The 13,269-nt window shown below is 65.0% G+C and carries 11 protein-coding genes; 6 read left to right on the forward strand and 5 right to left on the reverse strand.

Annotated features, from left to right (window positions below; genetic code table 11):
• The first annotated feature begins 204 nt into the window (after positions 1-204).
• Together ACFPTO_RS05615 and ACFPTO_RS05620 are read left to right on the forward strand one after the other, a co-directional pair.
• Positions 205-474, forward strand: a complete 270-nt coding sequence (locus tag ACFPTO_RS05615; protein WP_377710035.1) for a hypothetical protein — start codon at positions 205-207, stop codon at positions 472-474.
• 192 nt (positions 475-666) lie between these two features.
• The gene (locus ACFPTO_RS05620; protein ID WP_296658189.1) at positions 667-924 is read left to right on the forward strand and encodes a DNA-binding protein; all 258 of its coding nucleotides are present in this window, start codon (positions 667-669) and stop codon (positions 922-924) included.
• On the opposite strand, the gene arfB is transcribed toward ACFPTO_RS05620, so the two are convergent.
• A complete protein-coding gene (gene arfB, locus ACFPTO_RS05625; RefSeq protein WP_377710036.1) occupies positions 887-1,354 on the reverse strand; it encodes an alternative ribosome rescue aminoacyl-tRNA hydrolase ArfB in 468 nt (155 codons plus the stop codon). The genes ACFPTO_RS05620 and arfB overlap by 38 nt on opposite strands.
• A 182-nt stretch (positions 1,355-1,536) precedes the next feature.
• On the opposite strand from arfB, the gene ACFPTO_RS05630 reads away from it, so the two are divergent.
• On the forward strand, positions 1,537-2,178 hold the full coding sequence (locus tag ACFPTO_RS05630) for a VC0807 family protein (RefSeq protein WP_377710037.1): 642 nt from the start codon (positions 1,537-1,539) through the stop codon (positions 2,176-2,178).
• Positions 2,179-2,301: 123 nt separating this feature from the next.
• On the forward strand, positions 2,302-4,629 hold the full coding sequence (locus ACFPTO_RS05635; protein WP_377710039.1) for an FUSC family protein: 2,328 nt from the start codon (positions 2,302-2,304) through the stop codon (positions 4,627-4,629).
• A 38-nt stretch (positions 4,630-4,667) separates the two neighbouring features.
• On the opposite strand, the gene ACFPTO_RS05640 is transcribed toward ACFPTO_RS05635, so the two are convergent.
• The 3 genes from ACFPTO_RS05640 to ACFPTO_RS05650 form a co-directional block, all read right to left on the reverse strand.
• The gene (locus ACFPTO_RS05640; RefSeq protein WP_377710040.1) at positions 4,668-4,856 is read right to left on the reverse strand and encodes a hypothetical protein; all 189 of its coding nucleotides are present in this window, start codon (positions 4,854-4,856) and stop codon (positions 4,668-4,670) included.
• A 105-nt stretch (positions 4,857-4,961) separates the two neighbouring features.
• Positions 4,962-5,429: an Lrp/AsnC family transcriptional regulator gene (locus ACFPTO_RS05645; protein ID WP_296658174.1), complete on the reverse strand. Its 468-nt coding sequence runs from the start codon at positions 5,427-5,429 to the stop codon at positions 4,962-4,964.
• Between the two features lie 240 nt (positions 5,430-5,669).
• The gene (locus ACFPTO_RS05650) at positions 5,670-8,261 is read right to left on the reverse strand and encodes a mechanosensitive ion channel family protein (protein WP_377710041.1); all 2,592 of its coding nucleotides are present in this window, start codon (positions 8,259-8,261) and stop codon (positions 5,670-5,672) included.
• A 206-nt stretch (positions 8,262-8,467) separates the two neighbouring features.
• Between ACFPTO_RS05650 and ACFPTO_RS05655 the strand changes: the two genes are divergently transcribed.
• Entirely contained in the window at positions 8,468-9,049 is a 582-nt protein-coding gene (locus tag ACFPTO_RS05655) for a DJ-1/PfpI family protein (RefSeq protein ID WP_377710042.1), read from the forward strand.
• 50 nt (positions 9,050-9,099) lie between these two features.
• Here ACFPTO_RS05655 and ACFPTO_RS05660 read toward each other — a convergent pair whose 3' ends face one another.
• Positions 9,100-10,887, reverse strand: coding sequence for a sensor histidine kinase (locus ACFPTO_RS05660; protein WP_377710043.1), 1,788 nt, complete (start codon positions 10,885-10,887; stop codon positions 9,100-9,102).
• 435 nt (positions 10,888-11,322) lie between these two features.
• Here ACFPTO_RS05660 and ACFPTO_RS05665 point away from each other — a divergent pair, with 435 nt between their 5' ends.
• The gene (locus ACFPTO_RS05665; protein WP_377710044.1) at positions 11,323-12,525 is read left to right on the forward strand and encodes an ammonium transporter; all 1,203 of its coding nucleotides are present in this window, start codon (positions 11,323-11,325) and stop codon (positions 12,523-12,525) included.
• Positions 12,526-13,269: the final 744 nt, after the last annotated feature.

Below are 13,269 nucleotides of genomic sequence, written 5' to 3' on the forward strand. Positions count from 1 at the left end.
TCGGCATGGGCCAATTTCATGTCTACGGAATGATCGGAGGGTTCGGGAGGCCTGCCACGTCGCCACAAGCGTAACCAGATGTAACGCCGCACAGCCAGCATCACGCGTTATCATCTGGAGCGTATATTGTTCTTTGGTATGACGTGTCCATTCGGCCTGGACAGGCAACGGCTGGGTCCATAAACCGCTTCTACGGAGGTAGAGATGAAAAAAGTGCCCCTCGCAGTCCTGATTTCGCTTTGCGCCCTGACGAGCGCCGCCTATGCGCAAACAGAAGGCGGCGTCACCATGAGCACCGACCAGCAGAAAGCAGCGGATGTCTTGCAGCGCGCGCAGGATCTGCAGTCGCGGCAGTCGGCCGCTCAATCGGCGCAAATGCCGATGCAGATGCCAATGCACCAGCACCACAACATGCACAATCGCCACGGAAAGTCCGGGATGTGTTGCCATAAGGGACACCACGCGCCGCAGTAAGCGACGCGCCGCGGCGCGGTCGTCTTGACCGGCCACAATCGCAAAAAGGCCGATGCCGCAATCGCAGGCATCGGCCTTTTTTTGTCGCCGGCGCGCGCCATCGCCGCCCGGACGGACGACACCGCGCAGTATGCTAAAGTCGCGCACCTCGACCCGACCCACACACTGTGCGCCACTCGCGCGGAGAACAGAATGAGCAACATCCAGCTCGATATCGAATGGACCGAAGCGGCGTCCCGCAAGATCGAAAAATTGATGCCGCGCGGCAATCAGGACGCGTTCCTCGCCCTGCCCCCGGTCGAATGCCTGCCGATGGAAGGCGACGTGCTGTTTCTCGGCCCCCAGGGCAAGCAGCAGCCGTTCATCGTCGCCGAGCGTCAGTATCACCACGAAGGGGACGCCGACTGGACCATCATCCTGATCCTCGACGTGCCCAATACCGAGCACTGAGCCGTACACAGAACCCCGCGCGGCGCCAGTCGACGACACGCCGCCGCGCCGCCTTCACCTCGCCTTGGCGCGTCTTGCTGTCGAGGCGGCGCAGCTTCGAGGCGCGGGTGGGCCGCGTCGGCACGCGCGCCTTGCGCGTCGCGCTCACGCTGTCGATCAATTCGTCGAGGCGCGCGAGCGCAGCCGCGCGGTTCTGCTCCTGAGTGCGGTACTCCTGCGACTTGATGACGACCACGCCCTCGCGCGTGATGCGCCGGTCGGGCAGCGCGAGCAACCGCATTTTCAGCACCTCGGGCAGCGACGAGTTCCGGATGTCGAAGCGCAGATGAATCGCACTCGACACCTTGTTCACGTTCTGCCCGCCCGCGCCTTGCGCACGAACGGCGACCAGTTCGACTTCATCTGCGGCAACGGGATGGTGGGCGGTCATGACGGGCAAGCGGTTCCAGGCGGGATGCAACAGCGCATGCGCGAGTGTCGCACACGCAACGCATCGCGGATATTGCGCGAGGCACGCCCGATGCGGATCACGAAAGGGTCCGCGGCAACGCCGATTGCCGATCGTTGCTCCGTCGACCATACTTTGCGCAACCAAACAGGAGCACGCGCCCCATGAAGCTGCGCCCAGCCTTTGTCGCCGAACTGGCGGTCAATCTGCTCCTGCCCTGGGTCGCCTGGCGTCTCGCTTACCCGCATTACGGCGAGGTCGGCGGGCTGGTCGCCTCAGCGGTGCCGCCGGTCGTCTGGAGCATCGTCGAACTCGCGCGCTTCCGGCGCATCGATGCGCTTTCCGCGATCGTGCTGCTCGGTATCGTGCTCTCGCTCGGCGCGATGGCCTTAGGCGGCGGGCCGCGCATGCTGCTGATGCGCGAAAGCCTCGCCTCGGGCGCCATCGGCGTCACCTTTCTCGCATCGCTTTTCGCGCACCGGCCGCTCGTGTTCTACCTTGCGCGTGCAACCGTCGCACGCGAAACGCCCGAAGGCGCCGCGCGCTTCGAACTGCTCTGGGCCGAGCACCGCGAATTCGCTTCGGCGATGCGCATGCTGACCATCGTGTGGGGCCTCGGCCTGACCGGCGACGCGGCGCTGCGCACCTGGCTCGCCGCGACCTGGCCCATCGAGCGCTTCCTCCTCGTCTCGCCGATCTTCGGCTACGGCCTGTTCGGCGGCCTGCTCGCCTGGACCTTCTGGTATCGCACGCGCATGCGGCGCATCGGCGGCACTCGCGGACTGCTCCGCGATCCGGCCGCATAAGGCACATAAGGCGCGGCGCATTTCCCTTCCTTGCAAACCAGGCTCATCGGAGCGCCGCGAAAATCAGTTAGACTCACCGGCAGCCTGCGGCGTCCTGCCGCTCCCGAACTTCACCGGCAGTCGATGCGCTACTCGGTAGAAATACGCAAATTCCTCTATAGCCAGTACTTCTACGGCGGCCTGCGCATCGCGATCGGCATTTCGCTTCCCGCCGTCCTGTGCCTGCTCGTCTTCCACAAGAGCGACCTCGCCTTCACCATCTCGACCGGCGCGCTCGGCGCATGCGTGGTCGATATGCCCGGCCCGCTCAAGTACAAGCGCAACGAAATGCTCGCGTGCAGCGTGATCGGTTTTCTGTCCGCTTACGCCACCGGCCTCGCGACCGTCAATCCGGTCGCGCTCTGGGCCACCGTCGTGCCGCTCACCTTCGTACTCTCGCTGATCGTCGTCTACGGCAACCGCTGGCCGCAGATCAGCTTCGCGACGCTCTTCATGATGGTGATGACGCTCGACGAGCACTTCGGCCCGCATCAGGCGCTCGTCAACGCGCTGTGGATCCTCGTGGGCGGCCTGTGGTACACGGGCTGGTCCACGCTCGTGAGCCGGTTGATGCTCGATCGCATCGAGCAACAGGCGCTCGCCGAAAGCGTGTTCGCCTGCGCCGACTATCTGATTGCGCGCGCGCAGTTCTACGATCTCGACAACGATCTCGACGAGTGCTATCGCAATCTCGTCGCGAAGCAGATCGCCGCCGTCGAACGCCAGGACGCCGCGCGTGACATCGTGCTGCGCAATCTGCCGAAGCTCAGGCGCGGCAAGCTCGATGCGCGGCGTGCGATGCACTTCAACCTGTTCATCAATACGGTCGATCTGCACGAGCTGTTCGTGGGCGCGCACACCGACTATCCGCTCGTGCGCAACACCTTCGGCGGCTCCGATCTGCTTGTGTTCTACCGCGACCTGATCCGCAAGGCGGCCGCCGATCTCGAAGATATCGGCCTCGGCGTGCTGCAAAACCACGCACCGCGCGCGAGCGTCAACGTGAAAGCCGAGCTGCGCGCGATCGAATACGAACTCGAACTGCTCAAGAAAAACAATCTGCCCGCGACGGACCCCGAAGCCTATGCGGCGATTTCGGCGTCGTTCCGGCGTATCTGGAGCGCGACACGCCTGACCGAGCGCATGCGCCGCAACCTCACGAGCGAGGCGCCGATCACGCAAACCGAACTGCGCATCGACGAAGCATTGCAGCGCTTCGTGACGAGCCGCCGCGTGCCGCTCATGCAGATCTTCTCGAACCTCACGATGGACTCGCCGAGCTTTCGCCACGCGCTGCGCGTGACGGTCGCCGTGGCCGTGGGGTTCTGGCTCGGACGGCTCTTGCCGCTCACGAACGCGTACTGGATCGTGATGACGAGCATCATCATTCTGAAGCCCGGCTATTCGCTCACGCGCCAGCGCAACGCGCAGCGTATTGTCGGCACGCTGATCGGCTGCGCCGCGAGCGTCGTGCTGATCCTGCTCGTGAAGCAGCCGCTCGTGCTGATCGTTTCGATGTTCGCCGCGATGATCATGAGCTACAGCCTGCTGCTGTTCAATTACACGGCAAGCGTGGTGTTCACCTCGGCCTATGTGCTGCTGATGTTCCATCTGCTCGCGCCGGGTAATTTGCGCATCATCGGCGAGCGCGCGATCGACACCGTGGTCGGCTGCATGATCGCAATCGCCGCGAGTCATCTGTTCCCGTACTGGGAATACCGGTTCATGGGCAAGCTCGTGAACGACATGATCGCCGCGACGCGACAGTATCTCGACGCAAGCTGGTGGCGGGGAGCGGCGCGCGGCGGATCCGCCGTGGCGAGTGCACGGCCAGGCGCAACCGCGAGCGTGCGGCCGGGCCAGCCCGTGGGCGCGGTGGGCGCAAAAGTGAACGCGCAGGCGAACGCGTCGTCGCAGTCGCTCGACCGCGACATGCGCTACCGCCTTGCGCGCAAGAATGTGCATATCGCGTTCGCGAACCTCGGGCAGGCGTTCCAGCGCATGATGCTCGAACCGAAACTCGCGCAGAAATTCGTCGCCGAACTAAACGATCTGCTGATCCGCAGCCACGTGCTCGCGTCGCAGATCACGGCAAGCGCACCGCTTCTCGCCAGCGCCACGAAGCCCGGCCAGGCCGTGCCGCTCGACGCGCTCGATTCCGCGCTTTCGTGCGTGCGCGAGAACCTCGTCGCCGCCGAAGCCGGCAAGTCTGCCCCCACCGACCAGATCGACACGACCAGGCGCCTCACGCGCGAACTCGACGCGATGGTGGTCGGCGCGGAGCGCACACTCGGGCCGTCCGCGGAAGTCTCACAGGAATTGAAGTTGCTCGCGCATCAATGCAAGCAGATGATTTCGGCGTCCTGGATCATCCGCAAGGACGCGAGCGTGATCCGGCTCCCGGATGCATAACGCACATGAGGCGCGTGACGTGCATGACGCGCCGCCCGCTACTTCGCGGGCGCGCTCGCGGGTGCTGCGCTCACAGCTTCGCCGGATGTTTGCGGCGGGAAGGCTTCATCGTGTTCGCGCTTGCCTCGAATGGCATTGAAGAGCACGGTCCCGATCACGAGCACCACCACCACCACAATGAACACGACTACGCCGAACGCGGATGACGGCTTGCGCGGATCGTTCATGGCTCGCAGAAAAGAAATGGGGGGAGCGGGCATTCTACGCCGCGCAGCCTTGCAGACGGCTTGCGGCGCAGGCGCGCCGCGCTGCGCCGCCGCTCTATTCCCGCCCTATTCCGTTTGCGCGTTGCGCACCGGCAGCGCCGTCGAATACTTGAGCATTTCCATCGCGAAGCTCGAACTGACGTCGGAAAGCGGCACGGCGCGAATCAACTGCTTGTAGACGCGGTCGTAATCGTCGATATCCGCAACCACGATACGCAGCAGATAGTCCGTCTCGCCGCTCATGCGGTACGCCTCGACGATCTGTGGAATGTCCTGCACCGCGCGCGTGAAGGCCTGCGCCCACGCCTCGGTGTGCTGGTTCGTGCGCACCGTGACGAACACCGTCGTCCCCACACCGAGCTTTTTCGGATCGCACAACGCCACCTGCGCGCGGATCACGCCGGTCTCCTTCAGGCGTTGAACGCGCTTCCAGCAGGGCGTCTGCGAGAGATTCACCCGTTGCGCCAGTTCGGCGACCGGCATCGTGGCGTCCTGCTGCAGCAGCTCGATGAGCTTTATGTCGATGACATCCATTCCCGCTCTTTCCCTTGTGTAGATATTTATTCTATTCAGAGTCAGCACCGGGAAATTATAGGGAAACGCCTTCTCAAAGCAAGCCGCAAAAAAAGCCGGCGCGCAACAGCTTCGGCAGGCGCCGGACGGGCGCAATCGCTCCCACTGCCCACCACGTCCGTTTAGCCGCACAGCGCGGGGTTGGTTGCGCCCGCAACCTGGCGCGTCGCTTCACATCGCGCCACGGTGGGGTACGCGCCGCTAGCTGCGTTTCGCCGAGCCGCCCGCCGTTGGAATCTGCGGCGGCGAGGCGTCCGAGCCCGCCGTGGGCGGCGGGGCGGGCCGCGGCTCGTGCGAGGCGTCGCGCGTCGCACGCCCGTGTGTCGCGCCCCTTTTTGCCCGCTCGTGCGGCGGTGCGAGGTCGTCGGCGTGCGGCGCGGCATCCTCGCCGCGCGAAGACATGTGCACCTCCATCTGCGGCACCGGCATGTCGATGCCCGCTTCGTCCATGCGCCGTTTCAGGCGCGCGTTGAATGCGCGCGCAACGCTCCACTGCTGCAACGGCCGCGTCTTGATCTGACCTTTGAACACCATCCAGTTCGGCTCGAAGCGGTCGAGCCCCCAGACTTCGATGGGCCCGAGAATTTCGCGCCGGTAGCGAAAATCGGCAGCCAGTTCAGCGCCCGCCTCACGAATCAGCCGCGTGACCGTGTCGAGTTCCACTGAAAACGGTACGCGGGCTTCGAACACCGCAAACGCAAAGTCGCGCGAGAGGTTTTTCACGATCTTGATCTGCGAGAACGGAATCGCGTGGATCGCGCCCTGCCCGTCGCGCAGGCGCACCGTGCGGATCGACAGATGCTCGACGGTGCCCGCGTGACCGTTGTCGATATCGATCCAGTCGCCCACCGATATGGTTTCCTCAATGATGATGAAAAGGCCCGTAATGAGATCGCTCACGAGCGACTGCGCGCCGAAGCCGATCGCGAGACCGATCACGCCCGCGCCCGCGAGCAGCGGCGTCACGTTGATGCCGAGATTGGCCGCCGTGACGATTCCGGCAATCGCGAGAATCGTCACGAGCAGTGCATTGCGCATGAGCGGCAGCATGGTGCGCGCACGCGTGCTGGGCGCGCGCCCCTTGCCGCGCGGGCCGCTCGGATTAAGCGCTTCGAGAAACGCGGTATCGAGGATGATCCAGACCAGCCACGCGAGAAACACCGTCACACCGATCGCGAAGAAAGCATGCGCGATGCCGCGCGCGGCCACGCTCGCCTCGACGATGCGCGCGAGCGAAATGTCCCACAGGCGCGCGCACAACTCGAAATAGGCGAGCCAGATGAAGACCGTGGTCAGCGAGCCCGCGAAACGCAGGAGCCGCCGCAGATACGGCGAGCGCCGCCGCACGCGCGCGGGGTCCGGACGCGTGATGCGCCGCACGATTGCAGAAAGGAAGAACGCGAGCACGAGCAATAGCGCGGTGACGACCGAGATCTGCAGCACGTTCTCGCTGCTGCCGATGCCGCCGATGGTCGCGATGATCGAAGCGGTCGCGAGCAGCAGCATCGGAACGTGCCAGAGCGACGCGAGCACGTCGAAGATTTCGGTGAGCGCCCTGTGGTCGTGGCGCAGTTCGTAGCCGCGATTGCGGATCAGATGCGCGACGGGCCGCCTGAACCCGATGGCGAAGGTAGCGGTCAGCACGGCGGCGGTCATGTTCGCGGCCGTGGAGACCAGCGCGGCGAGGTTCATGCCGAGCTGACGCGCGACTTCGTAGTTGGTCGCCGCATCGCCGAGCGCGCTGAGTACGCCGATGGCGAAAAGCGGGCGCCTCGCGCGCGCGATCAGCACGCGCACGGCGGCGCGCCGGTGCCCCGAGCCGAACAGCGAGAACATGATCAGGCAGATCGACGAGAACACGGCGCCCGCGACGATCACGTAAGCGATCACGAGCCCGATCGTGCGGCCGACGGCTTCCGGCAGCGCCCGCTCGACAACCAGCGCGCCAAAAAACGCGGCGATGAACGGACCGACCCGGTGCAGCACGAAGACGGCCAGTTCGAGGGTAGTCGGATTGGGCAGCAGGCCCGTATCGACCGATAAGCGCCGCAGCGTCCGGCGCAACAGCCAGGTGAGCGCCGCAGCGCCTGCGCCCCACCCTGCCAGCATCGCGAACATGTCGAGCACGAGGTGGCCCGCGCTCTCGTCGCCCTCGCCCGCCGCAAGCGCGACAAGCTCGCCGCCTGCCGCCGTAAAGCGCCCGGCCCAGTAATGCAGCGGGCTGCTGCCGCGGCGAGCATCGGCCTCGACGGACGAGAGCCCCGAAGCAATCACGCCGAGCAGCCCCGACGTCACGGCAGCCCCGGAAGCGGGCGCAGGCGCGACGTGGTGCGAGGCTTCGCGCAGCTTTTTGAGCTGTGCCACAAGCGCTTCGCGCTGACGTTCGTTGTCGAGCGTGGCGATCACGCTGTCGAGCGAGCGGGCGAATTCAGCCTCGCTGGCGGGGTTCGGCGCGGACGCAGCCTCGGGCGCCGAGGCGCCGGAAGCCGGCGTGGGCTGACCCGTGATGATGCTCTTCAACGCGGGCAGCACAGGCACCGGCGTAATCGGCGCAGGCGGGCCAGCCTTGGCGGCCGGCGGAAGCTGGGCCACGGCGGGCGGCACGCACAACAAGGCAGCCGCCAGCCACGCAAGCGTCATCAGTACGTGGCGCACGAGCCGCCGCACCAGGCGCGCAGTGCGCTCGGCGTACTCGGTGCGCGCGGTGCGCAAGCCGGAGACGGAACCGGACGCAGGCGGTCTCGCATGCTGCTGCGTCGCGCCCGCATCGACCCGTCCGGAGCATGAATTCATGGCGAAAGGGGCGAAATCAGGACATTCCAGTTTAGCCGCACTCCGTCAGACTGCGCGCCAGGCGTGAGTAACAGAATGCAAGCGAGAATGTCGGCGGGATTGTGAGCGAAGCCGTCATTGCGCACGGCATACAAGTGTCAAACACGCTGAGGTAGACTGCCCGAGCGATCGATGTGTTCCAGCCTATCCAACCGAGGAGTCATGCGATGGCAGTCAAGAAGATTCTTTTCCTCACCGGCGACTTTGCCGAGGACTATGAAACGATGGTGCCGTTCCAGGCACTGCAGGCCGTCGGCCACCGCGTCGATGCCGTGTGCCCCGGCAAGAAAGCCGGCGAGCGCATCAAGACCGCCATTCACGATTTCGAGGGCGACCAGACTTACACCGAAAAACCCGGCCACCAGTTCACGCTCAACGCCACCTTCGACGAAATCGAACTGGCCAGCTACGACGCCCTCGCCATCGCGGGCGGCCGCGCGCCCGAGTACCTGCGGCTCGATCCGAAGGTGATCGACGTCGTGCGCCACTTCGCCCGCGCGAACAAGCCGATCGCGGCGATCTGCCATGCGGCGCAACTGCTCGCCGCCGCCGAGGTGATCCGCGGCAAGCGCATCTCCGCGTACCCGGCCTGCGCGCCCGAAGTGCGGCTGGCGGGCGGCGAGTATGCCGAGATTCCGATCGACGGCGCCGTCACCGACGCGCCCTTTGTCACCGCCCCGGCCTGGCCCGCGCATCCGGAATGGCTGCGGCAGTTTCTCGTGCTCCTCGGCACCCGCATCGAGCCGTAACGCGCACGGCGTCACAGCACGCTCGCCGATAACAGACTGTTCGGCGGCGGCTAGACGCTTTCCGGTGGTCCTCCCGTCTGCCGCAGCGCGGCGGCGGGACCAGGCGGCGGTACGGCACGTTCGGCGCGCTCATCGTCTGCCTGGTTTCCCGGCGCGCCGCCCTCCGCAGCGGCTTGCCACGTCGCTGCGCCATCTGCCGCAAGCTCCGCAGTCGCAGCAAGCTGCGCCGCCTCGCCGGGCGCGGGCGTCACGAACGCCCGCGCATCGGGCAGCGATAAATAGAATGTCGTGCCTTCCCCTTCTCGCGACTCCACCCAGACACGCCCGCCATGGCGCTCGACCACGCGCCGCACGAGCGCAAGCCCGATACCCTCGCCGGGCACGGCGTTGCCGTGCATGCGCTGAAACGCCTGAAAAAGCCGCGGCAGCGCGACTTCGGGAATGCCGAGCCCGTTGTCGCGCACGTAGAAGATCTGCAGCGACTCGACGCCGGGCGGCGAAGGCGCCGTGCCGATCTCGATGCGCCCGTCGCGCGCGGGATCCAGGTAGTTGAGCGCGTTGCCGACCAGATTCCCGAAGACCTGTTCGAGCGCAGTCGGATCGCCCCATACGTCCGGCAGCGTGCGCACGCTCACCTGCGCGCCGCGGGCGCGGATCGAGCCGTGCATCGCATCGACCACGCGCTGCACCAGTTCCTGCACGTTGACGCACTGACGCCGGTACTCGACGCGCCCCACGCGCGCGAGGCGCAGCAGCGCGTCGATGATGTGCGACGCGCGCAGCACGGCGGTCTGCAGATAATGCAGCGCCTCGCCGATGTCCTCGTTGATCAGGCGCTCGACGTGCTCGCGCGCCTGCGGCTCGAGCGACGAACGCACAACGAGGGCGCGCAGGTCATCGCAGGCGTGGTTCAGTTCGCGCGAGAAGCCCTGGAGGTTCACGAGCGGCGCGCGCAGGTCGTGCGACACGCTATGGATGAACATCTCGTTTTCCTGGGTCTGCTGGCGCAGGGTTTCGTTGATGCGCGCGAGCTGGTCCGCGCGGCGCGCAAGATCCGCCTGAAAACCGAGGCGCATGCGCTCGGCCTCGATCAGACGCTGGCTGATCCGATGCAGCGAGAGATCGAGATGCGCGATTTCGTCGTTGCCGCCGGAGAGCGGCGCAAGCGGTTCGTTGCCCGCGAGACGGCTCGCATTGTCGGAAAGCGCGTCGAGGCGGCCGCGCACGCCCCGCGTGAAAAGCCATACCGAAAGCGCGACCAGCATGATCGAGCCCACCACCGCCGCCATCACGAGTGTCTGCTGCTGGGCGCGCGCGACCTCGGCCTCCGTCACGCGCATTACATCGAGCCGCCGCTCCTCGGTCTGGAACGACGTCACCTGCGCGCGCACGCGATCGAGCACGTCGGCGGCCGTAAGCTCGCGAAAGTACTCGGTCAGATCGCCGTGCCGCCGCGAATGCAGCAGATCCTGAATACGGTCCGACCATTGCCGGTAGTTCTGCACTGCCTGGCGGATCTGCACGGCGCGTTCGACCTGGCCAGGATTGTCTGCGACGAGTTCGACGAGACGGTCGATGCGCCGGTCGACCTCCATCCACGTGGAAACCGGCGTCGTGAACGCGGTGTCGCCCGCCGCCACCGCCCCGCGCAGCCGCACCGATTCGGTGAGGACCGGATCGAGCACGCGCGCCGCCTGCGCGAGCACGTTCTGGCTGTGCTGACTCCAGCGATCCGCGGCTTCCGCATCCGCTTCGGCCTTCACGATGCCCGATAGCAGCGTCAGCTCGAATACAGCGGGAATCGCGATCAGCAGGAATCCTTTTGTCGTGAGTCGCATGCCATGAGCCGGTTTGGAGCTTCCGGACGACGGGAAGACTGGGTTCGTCCATTATGTCGGCGTTTGCACCCCATGTGCATTCGGCGCGGCCCACACATTCCGTGCGCTTTACGTTCGCATCGGTCGTCATCACCCGCGCCGCGACGCGAATATTGCGATTTCCCGACAATCGGCCCATCGAGAAAGGGAAATGGAATAGATCGCCCCGATCTGGCGCATGACCTCCCCATCTTCGATCGTCGGCACTGGAATTGTGCCGACGCGCGCCGCACACGGCAGCCGCTGCGCACCAGGCTGGAATCCGGCGCGGTGCACGCGCGCACCGCTGTAATACCATGCACCACGGGCCAATTCACCGGATTCACCGCTTTGGCACAGACCTGGCCCACATCTTGCTCAGAATGCGCTCTTTTTGGGCAACCGCAGGACGCAAGGATGGACAATCTCAAGAATGGCGCCGACACGCTCTTTCTGCTGCTCGGCGCCGCCATGGTGTTCGCGATGCACGCGGGTTTCGCGTTCCTCGAACTCGGCACCGTGCGCAAGAAGAACCAGGTCAACGCACTCGTGAAGATCCTCGTCGATTTTTCGGTTTCGACGATTGCCTACTTCTTCATCGGCTACACGATCGCCTACGGTGTGCAGTTCTTCGCGCATGCGAACGTGCTCGCCGCGCATAACGGCTACGCCCTCGTGCGGTTCTTCTTCCTGCTCACCTTCGCGGCGGCCATTCCCGCGATCGTCTCGGGCGGCATCGCCGAACGCTCGAAGTTCAATCCGCAGCTTTTCGCGACTTTCGTGATCGTCGGATTCATTTATCCGTTCTTCGAGGGCATCGTCTGGAACGGACGGTTCGGCGTGCAGGATATGCTCGCGCATCTGTTCGGCGAGCAGTTTCACGATTTCGCCGGATCGGTGGTCGTGCATGCGTTCGGCGGCTGGGTGGCCTTGCCGGCCGTGATCATGCTCGGCGCGCGCCACGGACGCTATACGCGCGACGGACGCATCGCCGCGCACCCGCCTTCAAATATCCCGTTTCTCGCGCTCGGCGCGTGGGTGCTCACGGTGGGCTGGTTTGGCTTCAACGTGATGAGTTCCCAGAGCATCGACAAGATCAGCGGGCTCGTCGCCGTCAATTCGCTCATGGCGATGGTGGGCGGCACGCTCGCCGCGTGGATGGCGGGCCGCAACGATCCGGGCTTCACCTACAACGGGCCGCTCGCGGGGCTCGTGGCCGTCTGCGCCGGTTCGGACCTCATGCATCCGTTGGGGGCGCTCGCCACGGGCGCGGTTGCGGGCGTGCTGTTCGTCTACATGTTCACGTGCGTGCAGAACCGCTGGCGCATCGACGACGTGCTCGGCGTGTGGCCGCTGCACGGGCTGTGCGGCGCATGGGGCGGCATTGCGGCGGGAATCTTCGGCAAGCACTGGCTCGGCGGCATGGGCGGCGTGTCGTTCTGGGCCCAGGTGGTGGGAACGGTCGGCGGGATCGTCGTGGCGACGCTCGGCGGCACGATCGTCTATGGCGCGCTCAAGCGGACGGTCGGGCTGCGCATCGATCGCGAAGAGGAGTTCAGCGGCACCGATCTGTCCATCCACAAGATCACGGCGACGCCGGAGCGCGAATCCGTTTTCTGACGTAGCAGTCACCGGCATGCGGGTGAACCGCCGCGGCACGGCGCGGCGGTTCGCTGTTCTCGCACTTCATCGCGCATCTCACCGTGCATCTCACTGCGCTTTTGCCCCGCGCTTTTCACCTCGCCTCACCTCGCGGTGCGTCCATTACGCACCGGGCACCGGATTGCCCGCCGCCCTGATTCCGCGCCCGTTTTCCTGCCCCACCGTTTTGATCGCGCTTTTATTGCGTTTTTGTTGCGCGCTTATTGCGTTCCTATTGCGCGTTTGTTTCACGCTTGTTGCATGTCTATTACATATCTGTCGCTTCCGGATCTCGTTTTCGAATATGACCAGAATCAACGGCGGTGCTTTTGATAATCCTTGCATCGCGCGTGCAAAATGACGGCAATTAGGACAGCAAGATCAGGAAATAAGCGCCACTTAGACTACCTTGGGCACGACAGGGAATAAAAAAAGCGTCACGCGTTAGCGTGACGCACCTAAAAGTTCTAGCCATTCCGAGGGCCGTGCTAGAACCTGAGAGACGATATTCGGCGCCCGCCCGGCCATGCTCCGCTCAATGCAGTCGTTCGATCCCCAGCATCAATCGATGCGAATTGCATACCTCGCGGCACATTAAAACCCCGCGTGTTGCGGGGCTTCGCCGAAATAATATTCCATTTTTTACTGATCGACGGACCAAGTCAAGCGGATTCTCGCCTGATGGCACGATCTATGAAGCGCGATCAGCCCGTTACAATTGCC

This window comes from Paraburkholderia denitrificans (assembly GCF_042655705.1).
Classification (GTDB): Bacteria; Pseudomonadota; Gammaproteobacteria; order Burkholderiales; family Burkholderiaceae; genus Paraburkholderia; species Paraburkholderia denitrificans.

Excerpts from the sequence above, each read along its gene's own strand:
- ACFPTO_RS05655 (WP_377710042.1), top strand. The coding sequence starts at position 8,468 with ATGGCAGTCAAGAAGATTCTTTTCCTCACCGGCGACTTTGCCGAGGAC.
- ACFPTO_RS05640 (WP_377710040.1), bottom strand. The coding sequence starts at position 4,856 with ATGAACGATCCGCGCAAGCCGTCATCCGCGTTCGGCGTAGTCGTGTTC.
- ACFPTO_RS05650 (WP_377710041.1), bottom strand. The coding sequence starts at position 8,261 with ATGAATTCATGCTCCGGACGGGTCGATGCGGGCGCGACGCAGCAGCAT.
- arfB (WP_377710036.1), bottom strand. The coding sequence starts at position 1,354 with ATGACCGCCCACCATCCCGTTGCCGCAGATGAAGTCGAACTGGTCGCC.
- ACFPTO_RS05620 (WP_296658189.1), top strand. The coding sequence starts at position 667 with ATGAGCAACATCCAGCTCGATATCGAATGGACCGAAGCGGCGTCCCGC.
- ACFPTO_RS05635 (WP_377710039.1), top strand. The coding sequence starts at position 2,302 with ATGCGCTACTCGGTAGAAATACGCAAATTCCTCTATAGCCAGTACTTC.
- ACFPTO_RS05630 (WP_377710037.1), top strand. The coding sequence starts at position 1,537 with ATGAAGCTGCGCCCAGCCTTTGTCGCCGAACTGGCGGTCAATCTGCTC.
- ACFPTO_RS05645 (WP_296658174.1), bottom strand. The coding sequence starts at position 5,429 with ATGGATGTCATCGACATAAAGCTCATCGAGCTGCTGCAGCAGGACGCC.
- ACFPTO_RS05665 (WP_377710044.1), top strand. The coding sequence starts at position 11,323 with ATGGACAATCTCAAGAATGGCGCCGACACGCTCTTTCTGCTGCTCGGC.
- ACFPTO_RS05660 (WP_377710043.1), bottom strand. The coding sequence starts at position 10,887 with ATGCGACTCACGACAAAAGGATTCCTGCTGATCGCGATTCCCGCTGTA.
- ACFPTO_RS05615 (WP_377710035.1), top strand. The coding sequence starts at position 205 with ATGAAAAAAGTGCCCCTCGCAGTCCTGATTTCGCTTTGCGCCCTGACG.